Origin of the sequence: Mesorhizobium sp. M0771 (assembly GCF_040320155.1) — a bacterium.
In the GTDB taxonomy this organism is placed as follows: Bacteria; Pseudomonadota; Alphaproteobacteria; order Rhizobiales; family Rhizobiaceae; genus Mesorhizobium.
Window position 1 is genome coordinate 89,550 of the sequence record NZ_JAMYPC010000014.1, and the last position, 24,121, is coordinate 113,670.

The window sequence follows — 24,121 nt, forward strand, 5'->3', positions numbered from 1 at the left end:
CCGAAAATCAGACGCGTTCGATAATCGTTGCGGTGCCCATGCCGGCGCCGATGCAGAGCGTCACCAGAGCGGTGTTCAAATCGCGGCGCTCGAGCTCGTCCAGCACCGTGCCCAGGATCATCGCGCCGGTGGCGCCGAGCGGATGGCCCATGGCGATGGCGCCGCCATTGACGTTGATCTTGTCGTGCGGGATTTCGAATGCCTGCATGTAGCGCAGCACCACTGAGGCGAAGGCCTCGTTGAGCTCGAACAGGTCGATATCCGACAGCTTCATCTTGGCGCGCTTCAGAAGCTTCTCGGTGACGTCGACCGGACCGGTAAGCATCAGCACCGGCTCGGAGCCGATGTTGGCAAAGGCGCGGATGCGGGCGCGTGGCTTCAGGCCCATCGTCTTGCCGGCCTTCTTCGAGCCGAGCAGTACGGCGGCCGCACCATCGACGATGCCGGACGAGTTGCCGGCATGGTGGACGTGGTTGACCTCTTCGACTTCCGGATGCTTCTGCACGGCGACCGCGTCGAAGCCGCCCATTTCGCCAGGCATGACGAAGGACGGGTTGAGCGAGGCCAGCGACTGCATGTCGGTCGACGGCCGCATATGCTCGTCATGATCGAGGATGGTGAGGCCGTTCTGGTCCTTGATCGGTATGACGGAGTTCTTGAAACGGCCATCGGCCCAGGCCTTGCCCGCACGCTTCTGGCTCTCGACCGCATAGGCATCGACGTCGTCGCGCGAAAAACCGTATTTGGTGGCGATCAGGTCGGCCGAAATGCCTTGCGGCACGAACCAGCCGGGCAGGCCGACGGACGGGTCCATGAACCACGCGCCGCCCGAGGCGCCCATGCCGACGCGCGACATCGATTCCACGCCGCCTGCAATGACGATCTCGTCGGCGCCTTGAGCGATCTTGGCGGCGCCGAAATTGATGGCGTCGAGGCCTGAGGCGCAGAAGCGCGAGATCTGCATGCCCGGCGCCTTGTTATCGTAGCCGGCCTCGAAGGCGGCGGCACGCGGAATGACGGAGCCGGCTTCGCCGACCGGATCGACGCAGCCGAAGATGATGTCGTCGACGTTTGCAGTGTCGAGGCCGTTGCGGTCGCGCAACGCTTCAAGCGTCCTGGCCGCAAGCCGCACCGCCGGCACCTCGTGCAGCGAGCCATCCTTCTTGCCCTTGCCGCGCGGTGTGCGCACGGCGTCATAGACATAAGCTTCAGCCATTTGCTTGCTCCTTGCTTTGCCGACGTCGCTCTCAGAGAGAGCGGCCGATCAGCAATTTCATGATCTCGTTGGTGCCGCCGTAGATGCGCTGGACGCGGGCGTCGCGGAACATGCGGGCGATCGGATATTCATTCATGTAGCCATAGCCGCCATGCAATTGAAGGCATTCGTCGACGACTTTTCCCTGCAGGTCCGAGAGCCAGTATTTCGCCATCGACGCCGTCACCGGATCCAGCCCGCCATTGATGTGGCGGGTGACGCAATCATTGTAGAAGACGCGGCCGATGGTGGCCTCGGTCTTCAGTTCGGCGAGCTTGAACTGGGTGTTCTGGAACTCGATGATCGCTTTGCCGAAGGCCTTGCGGTCCTTGACGTAGTCGATGGTCAGAGCAAGCGCGCGCTCGATCATGGCGATCGCGCCGGTGCCGATCTGCAGGCGCTCCTGCGGCAATTGCTGCATCAGCTGGATGAAGCCCTGTCCCTCTTCGTGGCCAAGCAGGTTCGAGGTCGGCACGCGCAGATCATTGAAGAACAGCTCCGACGTGTCGTTGGCCTTCAGGCCGATCTTGTCGAGGTTGCGGCCGCGTTCGAAGCCTTCGGCCTCGTCGGCCTCGACGACGATCAGCGAGGTGCCCTTGGCGCCTTTGGCCGGATCGGTCTTGGTGACGACGATGATGAAATTGGCCAGTTGGCCATTGGTGATGAAGGTTTTCGAGCCGTTGATCTTGTACTGGTTGCCGTCCTTCTCGGCGCGCGTCTTGACGCCTTGCAGGTCGGAGCCGGCGCCCGGCTCGGTCATGGCGATGGCGCCGATCAGTTCGCCGGTTGCCAGCTTCGGCAGCCATTTCTTCTTCTGCTCCTCGGAGCCGTAATGAAGGATGTAAGGGGCAACGATCGCATTGTGCAGGCCGATGCCGAAACCGTCGACGCCGACATGGCCGATCGCCTCGATGATGGCGCTCTCATGCGCGAAGGTGCCGCCGGAGCCGCCATATTCCTCCGGCATCGAGGCGCAGAGCAGGCCGGCGGAACCTGCCTTGCGCCAGCTCTCGCGGTCGACCATCTCGTTCTTCTCGAACTCGTCGTAGCGCGGCGCGATCTCTTCCGACATGAAGCGATGCGCCATGTCGTAGAGCATGCCGACTTCGTCCGCCGCCCAGGCGGGCTTCGGCAAGGAGAGCACTTCGGCTGGATTTGTCATGCCGTTTCTCCCGCGCCAACGTCCCCCTCCCCCTCGAGGGGAGGGTGGCCGCGAAGCGGTCGGGTGGGGTCGCCGATGACGTGCTCGACCTTATCTTCGGAATTGACGCGGGTTTGGGGCATTGCGATCATCTCCTACCAAAGCGCCAACCAGCCGGCGCACTGCACGCAAGGACCCCTCCCGGCCCTTCGGGCCACCCTCCCCTCAAGGGGGAGGGGGACGCCAGCCATTTCTAGAACGCTTCCGCAGGCAGCGCCATTAGCGTGTCCGCACCACTGGAAATGCGGGCGAGATGTGCCGATGTCTCGGGCATGATCCGCTCCATGAAGAAGCGCGCCGTCACCACCTTGTTGTCGTAGAAAGCCCCATTTTCGTGGACAGATTGGGAGCCATTGGCGCCGGTCTTGCCGAGCGCGGCCTTGGCCATCTGCGCCCACATGTAGCCGAGCGCCACAAGGCCAAAGAGATGCATGTAGTCGGTGGATGCGGCGCCGGCATTGTCGGGCTTGGCCATGCCGTTCTGCACCAGCCACATCGTCGCCGCCTGCAGATCGTTGAGGCCCTTCTTCAACGCCTTGGTGAACGGCGCCAGCTTCTCGTCGGCACGGTTCTCCTCGCAGAACTCGCCGACGTCCTTGAAGAAAGCCTGCACTGCGCGGCCGCCATTCAGGCCAAGCTTGCGGCCGACGAGGTCGAGCGCCTGGATGCCGTTGGCGCCTTCATAGATCATGGCAATGCGGGCATCGCGCACGAACTGGCTCATGCCGTGTTCTTCGATGTAGCCGTGGCCGCCGAACACCTGCTGCGCCATGACGGCATGGTCGAAGCCCTTGTCGGTGAGCACGCCCTTGATCACCGGCGTCAGCAGGCCCGTATAGTCGTCGGCCGCCTGGCGATCCTTGTCGTCGGCGGAGCGGTGGGCGATGTCGGACTTGATCGCCGTCCACAGCGCCAGCGCGCGGCCGGCCTCGTTGAAGGCCTTCATGGTCATCAGCGAGCGGCGGATGTCGGGATGCACGATGATCGGATCGGCTTGTCTGTCCGGCGCCTTGGCGCCAGACAGCGAGCGGCCCTGCAGCCGGTCCTTGGCGTAGGAGACCGCGTTCTGGTAGGCGATCTCGGACAGCGACAGGCCCTGCAGGCCGACGCCGAGCCGGGCTTCGTTCATCATCGTGAACATCGCCTTCAGGCCGCCATTGGCCTCGCCGAGCAGCGTGCCTTCGGCCTCGTCATAATTCATGACGCAAGTCGAATTGCCGTGGATGCCCATCTTCTCCTCGATCGACCCGCAGGAGAGCGTGTTCTTCTCGCCCGGATTGCCCGAGGCATCGAGCTTCAGCTTTGGCACGATGAACAGCGAGATGCCCTTCACGCCTGCCGGCGCGCCTTCGATGCGGGCCAACACGAGATGAACGATGTTTTCCGACATGTCGTGCTCGCCGGCCGAGATGAAGATCTTCTGGCCGGATACCTTGTAGGTGCCGTTGCCGTTCGGCACCGCCTTGGTGCGCAGCAGGCCGAGATCGGTGCCGCAATGCGGCTCGGTCAGGTTCATGGTACCGGTCCAGGACCCCTCGACCAGCTTCGGCAGCCATGTCGCCTTCTGCTCGTCGGTGCCGTGTGTGATGATCGCCGCGATCGCGCCTTGCGTCAGGCCGGGATACATCATCAGCGCCATGTTGGCCGAAACCATGTATTCGGCAACCGCGGTGTGCACGGCATAGGGCAGCCCCTGGCCGCCGAACTCGATGGGCGCCGCCAGTCCCATCCAGCCGCCTTCGCGATACTGGTCGTAGGCTTCCTTGAAGCCCTTCGGCGTCGTCACCGAGCCGTCCTCATGGCGCACGCAGCCTTCCATGTCACCGACGCGGTTCAGAGGATGCATAACGTTTTCGGCGAGCTTGGCGCCTTCGGCGAGGATCGCCTCGACAACGTCGGGCGTCGCGTCGGCAAATCCGGGAAGGTTGGAGTAGCGCTGATAACCCAGCACCTCGTTGAGCACGAACAGCGTGTCCTGGACCGGCGCCCTGTAGATCGGCATGTGTTTCCTCCACCATGCGGGTCTTGGCCGCGAGATCGAGCCCCGAAACATGAGGTTGGGGCGGCATGCGGGCCAATGTTGAAAGCGGGATAGCAAAAATTGACGTTTGCGTAAACGTCAATTTTGTCGCCGGGACAAAATTTACCTATGCCAGCCTATCGGCACGAGCGGTGCATGGCTTTGTGCAAAGCGAGGGGGGTCAAACAAAAAGAGCCGCGCGGGCGGCCGCGCGGCTCTTAAGTTCAAAGCTTTCGCCGGGAGCTGCGGAGCAAAATCAGCTGGCGGCGCTGGCCGGGGCCGAACGCTCGGACAGCATCTGGCGCACGGCCGACATCGAGCCGCTCAGCTCGTTGATGGCGTCGTCGATCAGCGCGCGCTGCTTCTGCAGGCGGGCTAGCTGCTTCTCCGACTTGTCGAGAGCCAGCCGCAATTGCTTGGTGTTGGATCCCGTGGGATCGTAGAGATCCATCATCTGCTTGACGTCGCGCAGCGAGAACCCGACCTTGCGGCCGAGCAGGATCAGCTTCAGCCGCGCCTTGTCGCGGCGCGTGTAGAGGCGCGTCGCCCCATCGCGCTTTGGATTGAGCAGGCCCTTGTCTTCATAGAAACGCAGCGTGCGCAGCGTCACGCCGTATTTCTTGGCCATCTCGCCGATGCGCACGAGCTCCTCACTGGCTTCGGCAGACATATTGTTGGTGTTGGCCGCGGCTTCGCCGGGCGAAACAAGTTTCATAGTCACTGGCTTTCCCCTGTCGTGGCATCGCGGTCTCGGACCTTGCAACGCCTGAGTGGAAGCGGGGGCATGCTTCCAGTCGTGGTTTCAACTAATTCATCGCAAAAGGCACGAACGGCGCCCCTCTTACGTTTACGTCAATTCTATAACGATAGCCGTCGCATGACGCAAGGGCGTTCTGGGATTGCGAAACCTTATGCCGCACCCCCGGCGCCGGGTCCGAACGGGCACCGCCTGTATTTCAGCAATGCCGTAACTTCTTAAGCTTGGTTAACACCTTGTTTACCACGATGGGTGAAATGTGCGGATGTCGGTCACCCGTGTTTATCCTGTAGCGAATTTTTCACGGTTTTTCGGAGAGCGGGCCTGGCCCGGGAAGCTCGTCTTCCGCCGCAGCAGTGCCGCGCGGCCGCCTTCGTTCCCGACAAGGACTTGGGAAACTGGCAGCAAGCCGGCCATTCTGAAAAACGGACGCATCGATGAACAGCAAGCGGTCCTATCTCGATACACTCAACGCCGGCAGGCCGCGCAGGCCGAACACCACGCTTGACGAATTGAACCGCTCGCTGGAAACGCTGGAGCAGCGGCTGGAGCGCAAGCGCGAGGACGCCGCCGAGCGCTTCGATCCGCGCCGGCCCGCTCCGGAGCCGCGCTACGCAAGTGCCCAGCCCTACGCCCCGCCGCCGCGCTGGTACGAGGACCCGCAGCCCGCGCCGCGGCCGAAAAGCCCTGTGACGGCCGGCTTCGACCAGAACTATCAGGCGATCGCGCGCGACATCGACCGCGTGCGCGGCCAGGAAGACAGCGTCGCCGTGGTCGGCAAGATCGCCGGCGAATTGCGTGGCCTGCGCGAGGAACTGCGCCATCAGATGACGGCCGGCCTGCAGCGCGAATTCGCCGCGTTGCGCAAGGACATCGAACGGGCCTTCCAGGCGAGCAACCAATCGGGTGGTCAGGCAGGCGGCTTGCCCGGCAAGGGCAGCGCCGAACTCGGCGTCGAATTCGAGCGGCTGTCCGGCGCCATCCAGACGCTGGCCGAGAAGAGCGACGACCGAAGCGTCAACATGCTGCGGCTCGAGCTCGAGCAGGTAAAGACGGCGCTCGACACATTGGCGCGCGAGGAAAGCGTGCTGAAGGTCGACCGCCGCTGGGACGATTTCGACCGCCGCTGGAGCGCGTTCGAGGACCGTGTCGACGCCGACCAGCGCAACCGCGCCGACGGCCCCGGATTTTCGGCCCTGACCGACCGGCTCGAACAGATCAGCAATGCGGTCCACAATCTGCCGGAATCGCTGTCGCTGCGCTCGATGGAAGAAAAGGTGCGCACGCTTGCCGGCGCCGTCGATCATTTCGTCAGCCAGCAGAGCAACCGCGGCGGCGACACGCTTGGCCTGATCGACGAACGGCTCGATGAGATTTCGCGCGCCATCGTCGCCTCCACCGTCGCCGCACAGGCCAATTCCTTCGACCCCGAACCGTTCGAGCGCATCGAGAAGCGGATCGCCTCGCTGGCGCAGCAGATCGAGGAAGTCGTGCAGGTTCGTCCGAGCGGCGAGGTTCTCGACCGTCTCAGCACGCTGTCGAACAGGGTCGACGAGCTTGCCGGCCGCGCCAATCTGCCGGAACAGGCGATGGAGCGCCTCGGCAAGCAGATCGCGATGATCGCCGACAAGATCGACCGCGCCCCGGCGATGCCCGACGCCGACTATATCTTCCAGGGTCTGGAACAGCGCTTCGACGTGCTGTCGGGCATGATGGAACGCCGGCAGGGCGACGCCATCGAACAGGGCAACATGCTGTTTCGCGATCTCGAGCGGCGGCTGGACGAGGTTGCCGACCGGCTGGACCAGCGCCAGCCGCAGGCTGACAGCGCCGGCATCATGGACGCCATCGACGCACGCTTCACCGCGCTCGCCCAACGCATGGAGACGCGCATTCCCGATCCTGCCAACGAGGCGGCGATCCGTGGCCTGGAAAGCCGGCTCGAAGACATTTCAAGCAGGCTGGAATCGTCGGCCGCGCAGGTCGCCGGCATCGATCCGGCACTGATCCGCAGCCTCGAGGCGCAGGTCTCCGGCCTATCGGCGCATCTGTCGAAGCCCGGCACGCCGCTGCCGGAATTCGAGGACATCAGCCCGCGCCTCAACGAAATCGAGAAGTCGCTGGCCGGAACCCGCGAATCCATCATGGGCGCGGCACGGGAAGCGGCCGAGAGCGCCGTGCGCTCGCTAGCAGATTCCAACGCCAACACCGCGGCCGTTACCGGCCTTGCTCAGGATCTGAAGACGCTGGAAGCGCTGACGCGCCGTTCGGACGAGCGCAATTCACGGACATTCGAGGCTATCCACGACACGTTGCTCAAGATCGTCGATCGTCTGGGCTCGCTGGAGACCAGCGAACCGGCCGAGGCGGTGAGCGAGCTTCTGGATGCCCAGGCCGAGCCGGCGCGGCGGGCCCGCGCTGCACGCGCCTCCAAGATTTCGGTGCAGGACGCGCCATCGATGGATATCGACCAGCCGCTGCCGCTGACCGGAGACATGGCCGATCTCGACGGCCGCGCCGCCGCCATCATGCGCAGCGAGCCGGATATGCGCGCCGACCCGGGTACGCGTAGCGACCCGGTCATGGGCAGCGAACCCGTGCGGCGCTCGCCAGCCGAGGCTGCCGCGGCCGCTGCCCAGGCAGCGCTCGGTTCCGACAGGATTGCCGAGAAAGGCGAAGCCACGGCCAAGAAGTCGCTGTTCGGTGGATTTGCGCGCGCCTTCAGGGGCAAGAAGCCGGCTGACATGCCGCCGCTTGCCGGCTCGGGGCCCAATGTCGACATGCCGAGCGTCGATCTCGACGAGCCGCTCGATCCGAAGCTCGCCAACCGACCGTTGGAGCCGGGCTCCGGCGCGCCCGACCTCAACGCCATCATGAAGCGCGTGCGCGACGAGCGCGGCCCGCCGGTGCGCCAAAACTCCGGCGATGCGTCGAAATCCGACTTCATTGCCGCGGCCAGGCGCGCGGCGCAGGCCGCGGCCGCCGAGGCCGACGCGCTGAAACGCCAGTCCACCATGAAGGGCCCGGTCAAGGCGCTTCGTATCGGCGACCTGCTCAAGGCGCGGCGCAAGCCGATCCTGATGGGAGCGGTCGCGATCATGCTGGCGCTTGCCGGCCTCCAGTTGGGCAAGGCCTTCTTCGCCGACCCGGTCGAGGTCGCAAGCAACGATACAGCGCCGATCGTCGCCTCGCAGCCGGTCGAGACTGCCTCGGTCAACGCTGCCAGCCAACCCAAGGCAGAACAGCAGGTGGCCGTTCAGGACGTGCCGGCCCGGATCGTCAGGCAGGCGGAGCCCACGGAACCGGCAGCTGGCAATGATGCGCCAATGAATGCGGCCTCGGTCGCTGGGCCCGAAGTGCCGGCGGTGGAGCCCGCGCCAGCGCCGATGGCTTTGGCCGATCCGGCCCCCACGCCAAATGCAATGCTGCCGACCACCGCCACTGCGGAACCGGCGGCTGCCGACGCGCAGCCTGCGGCCGCCGTCATGGCGCCCTCGGATACGACGGCCTCGGATACTACCGGCGCCGTTCCGCCGGCTGATGCTGCGGTAGCACCTGTCGTGGCCAAGATAGACGTTCCGGCCGATGCAGGCCCGCAAGCCTTGCGCGACGCGGCTGCCGGCGGTGACGCCAAGGCGCTGTTCGAGCTCGGTTCGCGCTATGCTGAATCGCGCGGCGTCAAGGAAGACATGGCGGCAGCGGCCAAATGGTACGAAAAGTCGGCCGAGCTCGGCTTCGCACCGGCGGAATACCGCATCGGCAATTTCTACGAGAAGGGCATCGGCGTCACGCGCGACGTCAAGAAGGCAAAGACCTTCTACCAGCTCGCCGCCGCGCAGGGTAATGCCAGCGCCATGCACAACCTGGCCGTTCTGTTTGCCATGGCCGCCGACGGCGTGACCGACAATGAATCGGCCGCGCACTGGTTTCAGGCGGCGGCCGATGTCGGCGTCAAGGACAGCCAGTTCAATCTCGGCATCCTGGCGGCAAAGGGCGTCGGCATGAAGCAGAGCCTGGAGGAATCCTACAAATGGTTCGCGCTCGTCGCCAAGACCGGCGACAAGGATGCGGCTGCCAAGCGCGACGAAGTCGCCACTGCGCTGCGCCCCGAACAGCTGGAGCGGGCCCGCGCCGCCACGGAACTGTGGAAGCCGAAGCCGCTCGACCCGGCGTCCAACTCGGCCGATATTCCTGAATCCTGGCAGGAAGGCACGCCGCAGACCACCGCCAGCGTCGACATGAAGAAGGCGGTCAAGAACATCCAGCTCATCCTCAACAAGAACGGCTACGATGCCGGCGGCGCCGATGGCGTGATGGGCGGCAAGACCAAGACCGCAATCATGGCTTTCCAGACTGACAACAAGATGCAGGCGACCGGCGAAATCGACGAAAAGCTGGTGAAGGCGCTGCTGGCGCACAAATAACGGCAGATGCGTCGCTAACGCGACGCCCTTGCCATACATTTGCCTGTTAACTGCTTGAGATGTTTTTTGTTTCGGTAGGGCGGCGGGGTTTGATCCCACTGCCCCGGCGGTGCAAGAAAGAATTGGCTTTTCGGTGCGACAATGCCCTGGAATGGCTGCAATCGCCGACAGGCAAACTGATCGAGACTGACGGGTGGGCATCTATCTCCCGATCGCGGAAATTTCCGTCAACGTCTTCGTGCTGCTGGCAATGGGCGCGGCGGTGGGTTTCCTGTCGGGCATGTTCGGGGTCGGTGGCGGCTTTCTGATCACGCCGCTCTTGATCTTCTACAACATCCCGCCGGCAATCGCCGTTGCTACCGGCGCCAACCAGGTTATCGCCTCCTCCTTCTCCGGCGCGCTGTCGCACATGAAGCGCGGCACGCTCGACTTCAAGCTCGGCGGGGTGCTGCTGGCCGGCGGCATCGTCGGCTCGACCGGCGGTATCTTCGTCTTTGCCTTCCTGCGTCGGCTCGGCCAGCTCGATTTGTTTATCTCACTGCTTTACGTCGTGCTGCTTGGCACCGTCGGCGGGCTGATGCTGGTCGAGAGCGTCAATGCGCTACGCGCGACGCGCAGCGGTGCGGCGCCGGTCTTGAAGAAATCCGGCCAGCACAACTGGATCCACCGGCTGCCGCTGAAGATGCGCTTCAGGGCCTCGAAGCTGTTCGTCAGCGTCATTCCGGTGCTGGGGCTCGGCGCCGGCATCGGCTTCCTGTCGTCGATCATGGGTGTCGGCGGCGGCTTCATCATGGTGCCGGCGCTGATCTATCTCTTGAAGGTGCCGACCAACGTCGTCATCGGCACCTCGCTGTTCCAGATCATTTTCACCTCGGCCTACACCACGCTTGTCCACGCCACCACCAACCAGACGGTCGACGTCATGCTTGCCTTCCTGCTGATGGCGGGCGGCGTTGCCGGCGCGCAATATGGCGCCAAGGCAGGACAGAAGCTGCGCGGCGAACAGCTCAGGGCACTGCTGGCGCTGCTGGTGCTGGCGGTCGCGATCCGGCTTGCCATCGATCTCTTCGTCACGCCGCCAAACCTCTATTCGCTGACCGCCGCGGGCCTGAACTGATGCTGCGGTGGGGGATTTTTTCGGCCGCCGTTTTGCTTTTCGCCCTCGCTCTGCCGGCGGCAGCGCAATCGCCGAACCCCTTGCCGGAAGGCATCCAGATCGGTCTCTCCACCGACGCGGTGTCGATCACCGCCGGCTTTTCCGGCGCCGACCTGACCATTTTCGGTTCGCTGGAAAACCCCGACCCGCTGGTCGCGCGGCAGGGGCGCTATGACGTCATCGTCGTGCTCGAAGGGCCGCCGCGGCCGGTTGTGGTGCGCCGCAAGGACCGGGTGCTCGGCGTCTGGGTCAACCTGGAATCCGAGACCTTCGAGAACGTGCCGGTCTCCTACTCCGTCGCCACGACACGGCCGCTGCAGGACATCACCGAACCCAACAGCTACAAGCAGCTGTCGCTCGGCGCCTCCAACCTTTACATGCAGCCGGCCGACGTAACCGACAGTCCGGCGACGATCGAGGAATTCACCGTGGCGCTGCGCGAGCGCAAGGCGGCGATCGGCCTCTATAGCGAGAATGTCGGCGGCGTGCAGTTCCTGTCGCAGAACCTGTTTCGCGCCACGGTGCGGCTGGCGCCCAACGTCCCGGTTGGAACGCATAAAGCCCGCGCGTTCCTGTTCAAGAGCGGCCTGTTCCTCAAGGAAAGCTCGGCCCAGCTCGAAATCCGCAAATCGGGTTTCGAACAGTCGATCTTCCGCGTCGCGCATGATTACTCCTTCCTCTACGGCGTCTTCTCCGTGTCGCTGGCCATGATCACCGGCTGGCTGGGCAGGCTGATCTTCCGCAGGGATTGACGCGCACGACCCATTTCCGGGGAAAGGGGGTTCCCCTTTTCTCAGTCTTGCGATAGACCGCCGCCTCCCAACCCTCGGGTTACACGCACAATCATCGGCAGAACGGTCCGGCCTCTGGACGGCGCGCGTCTTGCGACGCCTGCCACAGCGACGACCCAATGACAGGAGGCTGCAATGCACCAGGCATTTGGCGGCATCGATTTCGGCACGTCCAATTCTACGGTGGGAGTGATCCGCAACGGCCAGGCACGGCTGGTGGCGCTGGAAGGTGAACAGCCGACATTGCCAAGCGCGGTTTTCTTCAACTTCGAGGACGGTCACACCTATTTCGGCCGCCGCGCCATTGCCGACTACACCGATGCCATCGAAGGCCGGCTGATGCGGTCGCTGAAGAGCGTGCTCGGCAGTTCGCTGGCGCATGAGAAGACGCGGATCAAGGCCCGGCAGATCGGTTTCATCGACATTGTCGGCATGTTCGTCGGCCATTTGAAGAAGCGGCTTGAGGAAGATGCCGGCGCTCCGGTGGAGAACGTTGTGCTCGGCCGGCCGGTGCAATTTGTCGACGACGATGTGGAAGCCGATGCCAAGGCGCAAAGCGAGCTTGAAAAGGCGGCGCGCGCGCAAGGCTTCAAGCACATCGCCTTCCAGTTCGAACCGATCGCGGCAGCGCTCGACTATGAGCAGGACGTGAAGCGCGAGGAACTGGCGTTGATCGTCGACATGGGCGGCGGCACGTCCGACTTCTCGATCGTGCGCGTTTCGCCGCAACGCGCCCGCTCACGCGACCGCAAGGACGATATCCTGGCCAACCGCGGCATCCATATCGGCGGCACCGATTTCGACCGGCTGCTCAGCATTGCCCATGTCATGCCCAAGCTCGGCTATCTGACGTCAACAAAAGACGGCAAGCGCAACCTGCCGGCGAGCTATTTCATTGATCTCGCGACGTGGCAACGCATCAACCTCGTTTACACCGCCAAGGCGATGACGCATCTGAGGCAGATCCGCTTCGAGGCCGTCCGCGCCGACCTTGTCGACCGCTTCATCCATATTGTCGAGCACCGTTACGGCCATGCGCTGGCCGGCCTGGTCGAACGAGCCAAGATCGCGCTGACAGATCAGGCTTCGGCTGATGTGACGGTGGCGCTGCCCGGCGCACATTTCGCCGCCGAGATCACGCGCACTGGCCTGGAGGAAACGATTGCAGCCGAGATCAAGCGGGTGTCCGCTACGGTGCGGCAGACGATTGCCGATGCCGGCATAACGGCGTCTGCGATCACCGCCGTATTCCTCACCGGCGGTTCGACCGCGATCCCGCTGGCACGGCGTGAAATCCTGTCGCTGGTGCCGCAAGCCGCCGTTATCGAGGGCGACATGTTCGGCTCGGTCGGCCTTGGCCTGGCGCTGGATGCGCAGCGGAAGTTCGCCTGATCGCTTACGCCGGATTGCTGACGGCTTCAGCGCCGAGATGCGCCTTGAGCGCCATCTGGGCCAGGCTTGCCTGGCGGTCGCGATGGGTGATCATGGCGAAGTCGCGCTTCGGCAGTTCGAGCGGCACCGACCGGAGACTGCCCTCGGCGACGGCGCGTCCGACGACGAGGTCCGAGATGATGGTGGCGCCGGCACCGGCCTCGACCGCCTGGCGAACCGCCTCGTTGCTCGGCAGCACCAGAAATATCTGCAGGTCGCCAAGCGATATCCCCTCGCGGCGGGCCAGGTCCTCCAGCACCTCGCGCGTGCCCGAACCACCCTCACGGATGATCCAGCGCAGCCCTCTGATATCCGGGCGGCCCGGCGCGATCTCGGCGATTTCCGGATGCGAGGCGGCGACGACCAGCATCAACCTGTCGACGTCGACCTTGGTGCGGCGGAGGATGTCTGACTCGGTGCGCCCCTCGACCAGACCGAGATCGGCGGTGCCGTCGAGCACATTGGCCTCGACCTGCCTGGTGTTGCCGATGCTGACGCTTAAGCGCACCGCGGGGTAGGCCTCGTGGAAAGAGGCCAGCCTGCGCGGCAGCCAGTAGCTGGCGATGGTCAGGCTGGCGGCGATCGACAGGCTGCCGGCGACCGTCTGCGAGACATGCTCCAGCACATTTCGGGCGGCGGCGGCGCGTTCCAGCACCGCCTTGGCCTCGGGCAGGAAACGGTGGCCGGTCTGAGCCAGCTCGATGTTGCGGCCGACACGGTTGAACAGATGAACGCCATGCTGCTCTTCCAAAGCGCGGATGGCCGCCGACGCCGCCGACTGGGAGATGCCCAAAAGCTCCGCCGCCTTGGTCATATGGCCGCGTTCGGCAACGGCAACGAAAATGCGCAACTGGTCCAGCGTCATGCGTGCATTAAGAACCAATTCCGATCGAATTTACAAGAACAACTGATTAGACGGATCGAATAGCTTTATTCTACTTTTTCAGTCGAAGTTAGAAAAAATTCGCCAACAAATCGCGGCCAACAAAATGATCGGGCGGTTCAGATCCCTTTTTGCGCATTGGACCCGTGGCCTCAGGCGGCGGCTGGCCGGCGATCGATATCATCCTGAAGAACACTATATGCGTGGCCCCGGACCGAAGACGCGGGCCAAATTCGCAGGTAGCAAAAGCACGCCGGCATCATGAACCCAGCTGCGCCGCGCGGAGCCAATTCCGCACCGTCGCAACGGCCGCTTGGCGATACACGCGCGCCTGATGAAGGCGACGGCGTCGACACCTCGCCCGCTATCTCCGACAGCATCGCCAAGACCACCTGTTATATGTGCGCCTGCCGGTGCGGCATCGACGTCCACATCAAGGACGGCAAGGTGCGCTACATCAACGGCAACAAGGACCATCCGGTAAACCGCGGCGTGATCTGCGGCAAGGGCAGCTCCGGCATCATGCAGCACTACAGCCCGGCGCGGCTGAAGAAGCCGCTGTTGCGCAGCGGCCTGCGCGGCTCGGGCGAATTCCGCGAGATCGAGTGGGAGGAAGCGTTTTCGATTGCGACCGGGCGGCTATCGAATATCCGCCGAACCGATCCGAAAAAGCTCGCCTTCTTCACCGGGCGCGACCAGTCGCAGTCGCTGACCGGCTGGTGGGCGAGCCAGTTCGGCACGCCGAACTTCGCCGCCCATGGCGGCTTCTGCTCGGTCAACATGGCGGCCGGCGGGCTCTACACGATCGGCGGCTCGTTCTGGGAGTTCGGCGAGCCGGACTGGGACAATACGAAATACTTCATGCTGTTCGGCGTCGCCGAGGACCATGATTCCAACCCGATCAAGATCGGCTTGGGTAAACTCAAGGCGCGCGGCGCCAAGGTGGTGTCGATCAACCCCTGCCGCACCGGCTACAACGCCATTGCCGACGACTGGATCGGGATCCGGCCCGGCACCGACGGCCTCTTCGTCTTCGCCCTAATCCATGAACTGCTGAAGGCAGGCCGCATCGATCTCGATTATCTGCTCCGCTACACCAACGCCCATGTGCTGGTCATCCAGGAGCCGGGCGCGGTCGATGACGGGCTGTTCCTGCGCGACAGCGACAACAATCTTCTCGCGTGGGACAGAGTGGCGAAGACAACCGTCAACGCAGCCGATGCGGATGCGAAGCCGGCGCTGACCGGCAGCTTCACGTTCGCCGGCCGCCGCTGCGTGCCGGTGTTCCGGCTTATCGCCGACCGCTACATGGACGACAGCTACGCACCCGATGCGGTCGCGGCACGATGCGGCATTCCGGCCGACACCATCCGCCGGATCGCCGCCGAACTCGCCCACGTCGCCTTCGAACAGACGATCGAACTGCCGGTTGCGTGGACCGACTGGGCCGGACGGCGGCACGAGACGATCAAGGGACGGCCGGTGTCGATGCATGCCATGCGTGGCATCTCGGCCCACTCCAACGGCTTTCACTCCTGCCGCGCCATCCACCTGCTGCAGGTGCTGCTCGGCACGGTGGACGTGCCCGGCGGCTTCCGTTTCAGGCCGCCCTACCCGCGCTCGGCGCCGCCGGGACCGAAGCCGGCCGGCAAGGTGGTCAGGCCGATGACGCCGCTCGACGGCATGCCGCTCGGCTTCGTCTGCGGGCCGGACGATCTCCTGGTCGACGAGGCCGGCACGCCTTTGCGCATCGACAAGGCTTATTCCTGGGATGCGCCGCTCGCCGCGCATGGGCTGATGCATACGGTCATCCGCAATGCGTGGGCCGGCGACCCATACCCGATCGACACGCTGATGATGTACATGTCGAACATGGCGTGGAATTCCTCGATGAACACCGTCGAGACCATTGCCATGCTCACCGACCATGACGAAGCGGGCAACTACAAGATCCCCTTCATCATCTATTCCGACGCCTATTATTCCGAGACGGTGCCGTTCGCCGACCTGGTGCTGCCCGACACCACCTATCTCGAACGTCACGACTGCATCAGCCTGCTCGACCGGCCGATCAGCCATGCCGACGGGCCGGGCGATGCCATCCGCCATCCCGTCGTCGAACCCGACCGCGACGTCAGGCCGTTCCAGTCAGTATTGATCGAACTCGGCGCCCGGCTTGGCCTGCCCGGCTTCGTCGAGGACGATGGCTCGGCCAGATATGCCGACTATGCCGACTACATCGTCAATCACGAACGCACGCCGGGCATCGGCCCGCTGGCAGGCTGGCGCGGCAAGGACGGCACTTCCGTCGGCAAGGGCGAAGTCAATCCCGACCAGTTGCAGCGCTACATCGGCAATGGCGGCTTCTGGCACCAGGATTTTGCTGAGGACCAGCGCTATTACAAGATGGCCAACCGCTCCTATCTCGACTTCGCAGAGCAGATGGGGTTCATCCCCAAGGCCGAGCCGATCGTGTTCCAGCTCTATTGCGAACCGATGCAGCGCTTTCGCCTCGCCGCGCGCGGTCATGGTCGCGTCCAGCCGCCCGAGAGCGAACGCCGGCGCATCGAGACCTATATGGATCCGCTGCCGTTCTGGTTTACCCCGTTCGAAGAGGCCGCCGTCGATCCGCATAAATACCCGCTGCATGCGCTGACGCAGCGGCCTATGCACATGTATCATTCCTGGGGCTCGCAGAATGCGTGGCTGCGGCAAATCACCAGTCAGAACCGCCTGTTCGTGCACCACAAGACCGCGGCAGATCTCAGTCTTGTCGACGACGACTGGGTGTGGATCGAAAGCATCAACGGTAGGGTTAAGGGGCAGATCAAGCTGGTCGACGGCGTCAATGCGGATACGGTCTGGACCTGGAACGCCATCGGCAAAAGGCGCGGCGCCTGGGGTCTGAAGGACAACGCTGCCGAGACCAACCGCGGCTTCCTGCTCAACCACATTATCGGCGACCAGACATCGGCTGACGCGAAAGGCAAACGCTATTCGAATTCCGATCCGGTGACCGGCCAGGCGGCGTGGTTCGACCTCAGGGTACGCATTGTCAAATGCTCTGATGAGGAAGCCGGCTTCACCGAACCGCAATTCGAGCGTTTCAGCCAGCCGCCAAATGTCGAGCCTTCGCCCGACATCCTTCGCTTCGGCGCCGAGTTCCGCGTCCATAGGGAAGCCGTGGAATGACCTGCCTTCCCGCCCATACAGACAAGAAGCTTGGCCTAGTCATCGACCTCGACACCTGCGTCGGCTGCCAGGCCTGCGTCACCGCCTGCAAGGAGTGGAACACCGGCGGCCACATGGCGCCACTGACCGACATCGACCCCTATGGCGGCCGTGTCGACGGCGTCTGGTTCAACCGCGTGCACAGCTACGAGCACACGACCGAGGCGGGCGGGCGCACGGTCAACTTTCCGCGCTCCTGCCTGCATTGCGAGACGCCTGCCTGCGTCACTGTCTGCCCGACCGGCGCGTCCTACAAGCGGGCGTCGGACGGCATCGTGCTGATCGACGAAAGCAAATGCATCGGCTGCAAACTGTGCAGTTGGGCCTGCCCCTATGGCGCGCGCGAATTCGATACCGACGTCGGCGTGATGAAGAAATGCACGCTGTGCGTCGACCGTATCTACAACGACAATCTGGCCGAGGAAGACCGCGTGCCGGCCTGCGTTGCCGCCTGCCCGACCAGCGCCCGGCATTTCGGCGACCTCGGCGATCCCACCTCGGCGGTATCGCAACTGGTGGCGGAGCGTGGCGGCGTCGACCTGATGCCGGAGATGGGTTACAAGCCGACCAACAAATATCTGCCGCCGCGCGCCCAGCGCGCCGCATCGGTGCCGGCGCCAAGGCTCGAGCCAGTCACGGTCGAAGGCGGTTTTCTTGGCTGGATCGACCGCATGCTTTCGAACTGACCAATGCATCCAGCCTTTTCCGTCGTTTTCTTCACCACTGCTACAGGAGCGGGCTACGGGCTGCTGGCGCTGCTCGGCGTGCTTGGCGGACTGGGTTTTATCCCGGCCCATTTCTGGCTCGGCCTTATCGGCATGGGGCTGGCGCTTGGCCTGATTGCCGCCGGCCTTTTGTCGTCGACCGGCCATCTCGGCCGGCCCGAACGCGCCTGGCGCGCCTTTTCGCAATGGCGTAGCTCCTGGCTGTCACGCGAGGGTGTATCGTCGGTCGCAACCTTCATTCCCGCCGGGCTGTTCGGCATCGGCTGGGTGTTTTTTGGCCGCACCGGAGGCTGGATGGCCATCGCCGGGTTTCTCGCAACTATCGGCGCAATCGTCACCGTCTGCACCACCGGCATGATCTATGCCTCGCTGAAGCCGATCGCGCAGTGGCATAGCCCGTATACGCTGCCGGGCTATCTCATCTTTTCGGCGATGACCGGCAGCGTGCTGTTGAACGCGCTGCTGCAGGCTTTCGCCATCAGCCCGACCGCCGTTGCGGTAGCCGCCCTGCTGCTGACCTTGCTCGGCTGGGGCTGGAAGCTGGCGACGTGGCGATACAATGACGCGCTGGAGATCGCGACCACCGCCAACACGGCGACAGGCCTCGCCGGAGGGACGGTGCGCTCGCTGGAATGGCCGCACACCGAGGAAAACTACCTGCTCAAGGAAATGGGCTTTCGGATCGCGCGCAAGCATGGCGCAAAGCTGCGGCTGATCACGCAGTTGCTGGCTTTCGCCTTGCCTGCCCTGCTGCTGCTTTCTGTCTTATTCGCTTTGCCCTGGCCATTCGCAGCGGTGCTGTCGGTGCTTGCGGCAATCGTCCAGTTCGCCGGCATGCTGGTCGAGCGCTGGCTGTTCTTCGCCGAGGCCAAGCACACCGTCACCCTCTATTACGGCCGGTAGAGCGTCCCGCCGTCAGGCGGCCCGTGCTCGTGGCGCCGCCGGCAAATCCTTAAGCAGGATTTCGATCGCGGCATCGATTACAGCTGTCCTGCGGTCGTGCGCGTAAAGGCCGTATTGGACCGTGAGCGGCTCGGGCAGGCCGGCTGACGTCTTCAGCACCCGCATCGAAGCGGTGCGCACGGATTCGGGCGGAAGCAGTCCAACGCCCAGTCCGTTCTCGATCGCAGCCTGAAGGCCGGTGACGCTCTGGCATGACAAGGCGATCCGGTGCTCCCGGCCGGCGGCGACCAGCGCCTCGATCATCCGCCTGCGCCAAGGGCAGGTTGCGCCGAAGGCGGCGAGATCGAGTGGCCGGTCATGGTCCAGCACATAATCCTGGGCGCAGACCCACTGCAGTTCGACGTTCCATGTCGTCACGGCATCGGCCGCGACGACGGATGTCGGGGCAATCATGACATCCAGCGCATCCTCGCTCCACAGCCGTCCCAGCGCGACGCTGTGCTCGACCATCGCGTCGAGGCTGATGTCGGGATAGGTGCGATGCAGCCGCCCAAGCGCGGCCGAAAGCGCGGCCGTGGTGACCTCTTCGGCAAGACCAATACGCACGCCGCCGCCAATGCTAGCCTGCTGCAGACGCGCCACTGCTTCATCGCTGAGAGCGAGGATGCGGGTCGCGTATCCCAGAAAGAGCTCGCCTTCCGCAGTCGGCACAACGCCGCGGCCGGTGCGCTGGAACAAGTGCCGTTGGAGCAGGCCCTCCAGCCGGCGCATCTGCATGCTCATCGCCGATTGGGTCTTGCCGGTCTGCGCGGCGACCCTGCTCAGGCTACCTTGCCGGCAGACCGCGACATAGGTGCGGAGAAGGTCGAGGCCGATCTGCTCAGATATCATTTTGTTTGAACTCTGATGTCATAGGTATCAGTCTACGATGATATCTCGCCACGCGCTATCTCACACTCAAGAGAACAGCGCAGGGGAGAAAACCATGAAAGCGATCCGTGTTCACCGCCATGGCGGGCCAGATGTGCTCGCCTACGAAGATGTCGACATCGGCCAGCCCGGACCGGGCGAGGTGCGCGTGCGCAACCGGGCGGTCGGTCTCAACTTCGTCGACATCTATTTTCGCACCGGCGAATACGCGCCGCCCGCTCTGCCATTCATTCCCGGCAATGAAGGCGCCGGCGAAATCGTCGCCGTCGGTGAAGGCGTCAGCGGCTTCGCGCCTAGCGACCGAGTCGCCTATGTCGAGACCCTCGGCGCCTATGCCGAAGAACGCATCGTGCCAGCGCATTTCGTCGTGCATCTGCCCGACGCCATCGATTTCGAGACAGGTGCGGCGATGATGCTGAAAGGGCTGACGGCGCAATATCTGCTGCGCCGCACGTTTCGCGTCGAGGCGGGCCATACCATCCTGGTGCATGCCGCGGCGGGCGGCGTCGGCCTCATCCTGACGCAATGGGCCAAACATCTCGGCGCGACCGTCATCGGCACGGTCGGTTCACCCGAAAAGGCCGAACTTGCGCGCGCCAATGGCTGCGACCATGTCATCGACTACAGCAAAGAGAATTTCGCCGCACGGGTGAAAGAGGTCACCAACGGCGAAGGCTGCCACGTCGTCTATGACGGCGTCGGCAATGCGACCTTCCCCGCCTCGCTCGACTGCCTGCGGCCGTTCGGCACCTTCGTCAGCTACGGCACGGCGTCGGGGTCGATCCCGCCATTCGACATCATGCTTTTGATGCAAAAGGGTTCGCTGTTCGCCACCTGGCAGTTGCTGTTCCATCATCTCGCCAGACGTGAGGACGTTGTCGCCATGAGCGAGGATCTGTTCAGCGTCGTCCTCAGCGGCGCAGTGAAAATCCCGGTGCACACAAGCATGCCGCTTGCCGAAGTGGCGGAGGCGCATCGCCGGCTCGAGGCACGGCAGACGACAGGCGCAACCGTGCTTATACCGTAGAAACTTAGCCCGGCCGCAGCATCGAACCGGAAATGGCGAAGATGCGCGCGGCGCCCATCATATAGGCCATCAACGTCTCGCGGCGGAACAGGCCGGCATAGGCGTGGTCGAGCACGTTGAGCGAGCCGGTATAAGCGCCGAAGGCCGGCATGATCATGCGGCCGCCATCGCCGGCAAAGCAGCGCCGCCGCACCGAGCGGCCCTGCTGGACGATGCGGGCGCAAGGGTGAAGATGGCCGGCAACTTCGCCCTCGGTTCTTATCTTCGACGGCTCGTGGCGGAACAGCAGCGAGCCGATGGCGAGTTCGCGCACCGTCTCGCCGGGCAAATCCGCCGGCGCTTCCGGGTCATGGTTGCCGGCGACCCAGAACCAGTCGCGGCCGGCCATCAATGCTTCCAGCCGATCGCGGAAGGTTTGATGCATGCGCTCGGCGCCGCCGCCGTCGTGGAAGGAGTCGCCCAGGCTGATGACGATGGCCGGCTGATAGTCCGCGATTACCGCCTGCAGCCGGAGCAGAGTGGCGCCGGTATCGTAGGGCGGGATCAGTGCGCCGCGCCTGGCGAAGGACGAGCCCTTTTCCAGATGCAGGTCGGAGACCGCGAGCAGCCTCAGATCGGGGAAATAGAGCACGCCGCGCGAATCACAGATCGCGCGCTCGCCCGCGATGCCGACAAAGTCGGCCTCGGCGATCAGCGATGCCCGCGCCAGCGAAAAATTCATTCCTCAACCATCCCAGGACCCATGGCTTCCTCGACCAAAGTCGCGGCATCCATCAGCAGCGTTTCGTCGGCCTCGCCGTTCACCGGCATCTTGCCGATTTCGAGCATGATCGGCACGGCCAGCGGCGATATCTGTTCGAGTGCCTTATGCACGATTCGACCCTGGATACGCGAGAGCATGTCGGCAAGTCTGCTGACATCGAGCAGACCGGTCGCCGCGTCGGCGCGCGTCGCCTGCAGCAGGATGTGGTCGGGCTCATGGCTGCGCAGCACGTCATAGATCAGATCGGTCGAGACGGTGACCTGGCGGCCGCTTTTCTCCTGGCCGGGGTGACGTTTCTCGATCAGGCCTGAAATCAGCGCGCAGTTGCGGAAGGTGCGCTTGAGCAGCCAGCTGTCGGCCAGCCAAGCCTCGAGGTCGTCGCCCAGCATGTCCTGGTCGAACAGAGCGCCAAGCGAAGGTTTCCGCGATTTGAACATCGCGCCCATATCGCCCAGCGACCAGATGGCCAATGCGTAGTCGGTGGCGACGAAGCCAAGCGGCCTGGCACCGGCCCTGTCCAGGCGGCGGGTGAGCAGCATGCCCAGCGTCTGGTGCGCCAGCCTGCCCTCGAAAGGATAAGCGACGAGATAGTGACGGTTGCCGCGCGGAAAGGTCTCGATCAAGAGGTCGTCGCGTTTGGGCAATACCGATTTCTCGGCCTGGTAACGCAGCCAATCCGACACCTGCTCGGGCAGCTTCTTCCAGCGCTGCGGGTCGTCCAGCATGGCGCGCACCTGCTCGGCGAGGTAGGTCGAAAGCGGAAATTTGCCGCCGCCATAATAAGGCACCTTGGCGTCGCTTCCCGGCGCATTCGAGACGAAGCATTCGTTCTCGCGGATGCCTTCGAAGCGCAGGACTTTGCCGGCAAACATGAAGGTGTCGCCATGCGTCAGCGTTTCAAGGAAGGCCTCCTCGATCTTGCCCAGAACCCGGCCGCCGTGCGAAGCCGAGCGTTTGCTGCCGGCCTTGACGTAACGCACATTGAGCGCCGGCACCTCGATGATCGTGCCGACATTCAGCCGGTATTGCTGGGCAACACGCGGATTGGAGACCCGCCACATGCCGTCCTTGTTGAGGCGGATTCGGGCGTAGCGCTCGTAGTTCTTCAGTGCATAGCCGCCGGTGGCGACGAAATCGATGACGCGGTCGAATGCCGGCCGGTCGAGGCTGGCATAGGGCGCTGCTGTCAGCACTTCCTCGTAGAGATCGTCGGCGCGAAACGGCGCTCCGCAGGCGCAGCCCAGCACATGCTGGGCCAGCACATCGAGCCCGCCATTGACCAGCGGCGGCGTATCCTGGGCGCCCAGATAGTTGGCGTCCAGCGCTGCCCGGCACTCCAGCACTTCGAAACGATTGGCCGGGATCAGGATCGCCTTCGACGGCTCGTCCATGCGGTGATTGGCGCGGCCGATGCGCTGCGCCAGCCGGCTGGCGCCCTTGGGCGCGCCGACATGGACGACCAGATCGACATCGCCCCAATCGATGCCAAGGTCGAGCGTCGAGGTGGCGACGATGGCACGGAGCGCGTTTTCCCCCATCGCCTTCTCGACGCGTCGGCGCTGGGCGACATCGAGCGAGCCGTGATGCAGCGCGATCGGCAAGGTATCCTCGTTGACCCGCCACAATTCCTGAAACAGCAGCTCGGCCTGGCTGCGGGTGTTGACGAACAGCAGGGTGGTCTTGTGGCGCTTGATCTCGCGATAGATTTCCGGCGTCGCATAGCGCGCCGAATGGCCGGCCCATGGCACGCGCTCTTCCGAATCGAGGATCGAGATTTCGGGCTTCGCGCCGCCGGTTACGACGATGAGTTCAGACATATCGGGACTTGCCAGGCCTTTGGGCGGATTCTGGCTCACCAGCCAGCGCCGCAACTCGTCGGGGTCGGCCACCGTTGCCGACAGACCGATCGTCTGCAGGCCGGGCACGATGCTGCGCAGCCGCGCCAGCCCGAGCGCCAGCAGATGGCCGCGTTTCGATGTCACCAGCGAATGCAACTCGTCGAGCACGACATAGCGCAGATCCTCGAAGAAGCGCCCGGCATCGCCGGCCGCAATCAGCAGCGCCAATTGCTCGGGCGTGGTGAGCAGGATATCGGGCGGCGCCAGCTTCTGGCGCTGCCGCTTGTGGGAAGGCGTGTCGCCGGTGCGCGTCTCGATGGTGACGGGCAGGCCGATCTCCGCGACCGGCTTGCCGAGATTGCGCTCGATGTCGACGGCCAGCGCCTTCAGCGGCGAAATGTAGAGCGTATGGATGCCGCGCCGCGCCATACCGGCTTTGCGTCTGGGGCGGTTGGCCAGTTCGGTCAACGATGGCAAGAAGCCGGCCAGTGTCTTGCCGGCGCCGGTCGGTGCGATCAAGAGCACCGATTGCCCGGCTTGAGCCTTCGCCAGCAGCTCGATCTGGTGAGCGCGCGGCGACCAGCCTTTTTCGCCAAACCATCTGATGAATGGCTCGGGCAGAAGGACGGCGGCATTTTGTTTGGCAAGGCGCGGCTGCTCGGTCACGCGAAAGAGGTAGCGCGACGGCGCGCGATCGCCAAGGAAAATCGGAACAAAAGGTGATCGGGTGAGTTATCCTCACCCCGTACGGGAGAGGATGCCGGCAGGCACGTGAGGGGCAGCGCG

17 protein-coding genes are annotated in these 24,121 nt (G+C 64.2%); 9 read left to right on the top strand and 8 right to left on the bottom strand.

What is annotated here, in order from left to right:
* Nucleotides 1–7 precede the first annotated feature (7 nt).
* The 4 genes from NKI05_RS20930 to NKI05_RS20945 form a co-directional block, all read right to left on the bottom strand.
* On the bottom strand, nucleotides 8–1,216 hold the full coding sequence (locus NKI05_RS20930; RefSeq protein ID WP_023669613.1) for an acetyl-CoA C-acetyltransferase: 1,209 nt from the start codon (nucleotides 1,214–1,216) through the stop codon (nucleotides 8–10).
* A 31-nt stretch (nucleotides 1,217–1,247) separates the two neighbouring features.
* Nucleotides 1,248–2,417, bottom strand: coding sequence for an acyl-CoA dehydrogenase family protein (locus tag NKI05_RS20935; protein WP_023681961.1), 1,170 nt, complete (start codon nucleotides 2,415–2,417; stop codon nucleotides 1,248–1,250).
* A gap of 232 nt (nucleotides 2,418–2,649) precedes the next feature.
* Nucleotides 2,650–4,458, bottom strand: coding sequence for an acyl-CoA dehydrogenase (locus NKI05_RS20940; RefSeq protein WP_023726837.1), 1,809 nt, complete (start codon nucleotides 4,456–4,458; stop codon nucleotides 2,650–2,652).
* Between the two features lie 274 nt (nucleotides 4,459–4,732).
* A complete protein-coding gene (locus NKI05_RS20945; protein ID WP_023669610.1) occupies nucleotides 4,733–5,191 on the bottom strand; it encodes a MerR family transcriptional regulator in 459 nt (152 codons plus the stop codon).
* 479 nt (nucleotides 5,192–5,670) lie between these two features.
* Between NKI05_RS20945 and NKI05_RS20950 the strand changes: the two genes are divergently transcribed.
* From NKI05_RS20950 to NKI05_RS20965, 4 genes are all read left to right on the top strand, one after another.
* Nucleotides 5,671–9,657, top strand: a complete 3,987-nt coding sequence (locus NKI05_RS20950; RefSeq protein WP_023816192.1) for a peptidoglycan-binding protein — start codon at nucleotides 5,671–5,673, stop codon at nucleotides 9,655–9,657.
* Between the two features lie 193 nt (nucleotides 9,658–9,850).
* A complete protein-coding gene (locus tag NKI05_RS20955; RefSeq protein ID WP_023669608.1) occupies nucleotides 9,851–10,774 on the top strand; it encodes a sulfite exporter TauE/SafE family protein in 924 nt (307 codons plus the stop codon).
* Nucleotides 10,774–11,565, top strand: a complete 792-nt coding sequence (locus NKI05_RS20960) for a TIGR02186 family protein (RefSeq protein WP_023688703.1) — start codon at nucleotides 10,774–10,776, stop codon at nucleotides 11,563–11,565. The genes NKI05_RS20955 and NKI05_RS20960 overlap by 1 nt, the downstream gene beginning before the upstream one ends.
* A gap of 174 nt (nucleotides 11,566–11,739) precedes the next feature.
* Entirely contained in the window at nucleotides 11,740–12,996 is a 1,257-nt protein-coding gene (locus NKI05_RS20965; protein ID WP_023816191.1) for an Hsp70 family protein, read from the top strand.
* Nucleotides 12,997–13,000: 4 nt separating this feature from the next.
* On the opposite strand, the gene NKI05_RS20970 is transcribed toward NKI05_RS20965, so the two are convergent.
* Nucleotides 13,001–13,900, bottom strand: a complete 900-nt coding sequence (locus tag NKI05_RS20970) for a LysR substrate-binding domain-containing protein (protein ID WP_023699495.1) — start codon at nucleotides 13,898–13,900, stop codon at nucleotides 13,001–13,003.
* A 279-nt stretch (nucleotides 13,901–14,179) separates the two neighbouring features.
* Here NKI05_RS20970 and NKI05_RS20975 point away from each other — a divergent pair, with 279 nt between their 5' ends.
* Genes NKI05_RS20975 through NKI05_RS20985 form a run of 3 tightly spaced genes read left to right on the top strand, consistent with a single transcriptional unit; the run spans nucleotide 14,180 to nucleotide 18,777 of the window.
* Nucleotides 14,180–17,110 carry a molybdopterin oxidoreductase family protein gene (locus NKI05_RS20975; protein ID WP_023816190.1) on the top strand — a complete coding sequence of 977 codons (2,931 nt, stop codon included), beginning with the start codon at nucleotides 14,180–14,182 and terminating at the stop codon, nucleotides 17,108–17,110.
* A complete protein-coding gene (locus NKI05_RS20980; protein ID WP_023681970.1) occupies nucleotides 17,107–17,835 on the top strand; it encodes a 4Fe-4S dicluster domain-containing protein in 729 nt (242 codons plus the stop codon). Before NKI05_RS20975 ends, NKI05_RS20980 begins: the two co-directional genes overlap by 4 nt.
* Before the next feature lie 3 nt (nucleotides 17,836–17,838).
* Nucleotides 17,839–18,777: a dimethyl sulfoxide reductase anchor subunit family protein gene (locus tag NKI05_RS20985; protein ID WP_023816189.1), complete on the top strand. Its 939-nt coding sequence runs from the start codon at nucleotides 17,839–17,841 to the stop codon at nucleotides 18,775–18,777.
* A 12-nt stretch (nucleotides 18,778–18,789) separates the two neighbouring features.
* Here the strand turns inward: NKI05_RS20985 and NKI05_RS20990 are convergent, their stop codons facing one another.
* The gene (locus tag NKI05_RS20990; RefSeq protein ID WP_023816188.1) at nucleotides 18,790–19,668 is read right to left on the bottom strand and encodes a LysR substrate-binding domain-containing protein; all 879 of its coding nucleotides are present in this window, start codon (nucleotides 19,666–19,668) and stop codon (nucleotides 18,790–18,792) included.
* 94 nt (nucleotides 19,669–19,762) lie between these two features.
* Here NKI05_RS20990 and NKI05_RS20995 point away from each other — a divergent pair, with 94 nt between their 5' ends.
* Nucleotides 19,763–20,734: a quinone oxidoreductase family protein gene (locus NKI05_RS20995; protein ID WP_023726842.1), complete on the top strand. Its 972-nt coding sequence runs from the start codon at nucleotides 19,763–19,765 to the stop codon at nucleotides 20,732–20,734.
* A 4-nt stretch (nucleotides 20,735–20,738) separates the two neighbouring features.
* Here the strand turns inward: NKI05_RS20995 and pdeM are convergent, their stop codons facing one another.
* Nucleotides 20,739–21,455 carry a ligase-associated DNA damage response endonuclease PdeM gene (gene pdeM / locus NKI05_RS21000; protein ID WP_023816187.1) on the bottom strand — a complete coding sequence of 239 codons (717 nt, stop codon included), beginning with the start codon at nucleotides 21,453–21,455 and terminating at the stop codon, nucleotides 20,739–20,741.
* Nucleotides 21,452–23,956, bottom strand: a complete 2,505-nt coding sequence (locus tag NKI05_RS21005) for a ligase-associated DNA damage response DEXH box helicase (protein WP_245261941.1) — start codon at nucleotides 23,954–23,956, stop codon at nucleotides 21,452–21,454. Before NKI05_RS21005 ends, pdeM begins: the two co-directional genes overlap by 4 nt.
* On the opposite strand from NKI05_RS21005, the gene NKI05_RS21010 reads away from it, so the two are divergent.
* Complete coding sequence (locus tag NKI05_RS21010; protein ID WP_245260071.1) at nucleotides 23,864–24,058, top strand: hypothetical protein; 195 nt, start codon at nucleotides 23,864–23,866, stop codon at nucleotides 24,056–24,058. The genes NKI05_RS21005 and NKI05_RS21010 overlap by 93 nt on opposite strands.
* Nucleotides 24,059–24,121 lie beyond the last annotated feature (63 nt).